Source organism: Desulfurellaceae bacterium (assembly GCA_021296095.1).
Classification (GTDB): Bacteria; Desulfobacterota; Binatia; order Bin18; family Bin18; genus JAAXHF01.
Window position 1 is genome coordinate 33,603 of sequence record JAGWBB010000033.1, and the last position, 381, is coordinate 33,983.

1 protein-coding gene is annotated in these 381 nt (G+C 64.6%); it reads right to left on the reverse strand.

Going from position 1 to position 381, the window contains the following annotated elements:
- Positions 1-15 precede the first annotated feature (15 nt).
- The coding region (locus J4F42_09990; protein MCE2485830.1) for a hypothetical protein at positions 16-381 on the reverse strand (366 nt) is incomplete at its 5' end.

Consider the following 381-nt stretch of genomic DNA (forward strand, 5'->3'; position numbering starts at 1 on the left):
CGAGCGCGGGCTGCTCTACTCGGTGCTGCCGGTGAAGACGAGCTGGCGCGACTCCTCCTGAGCCTCAAACCGCTCCTTCAGCGGGGACGGCAGCGTGACCGTGCGCTCCTGGGGAAACTTGTCCGGATACAGGGTCGGGCGCAGGAAAAACTCCTCCGGGACCGGGACGGTCGCCTGACTCTTGAGCGGCGCCACAAACCACACCCGGCGCATGAAGTCGGGGCTGAAGAAGACCTCCAGGTCTTTTGTCGACCAGTCGCGGACCTGGTGGGCGTCGTGCATGTCATAGCTCAAGAGGTCCTGCTCCAGGTCCCAGAACACGAAGATCTGGCCGCTGTAGCCCTGCTTGCCGAGCTGCGGGTTCATCAGCTTGGCCACCCG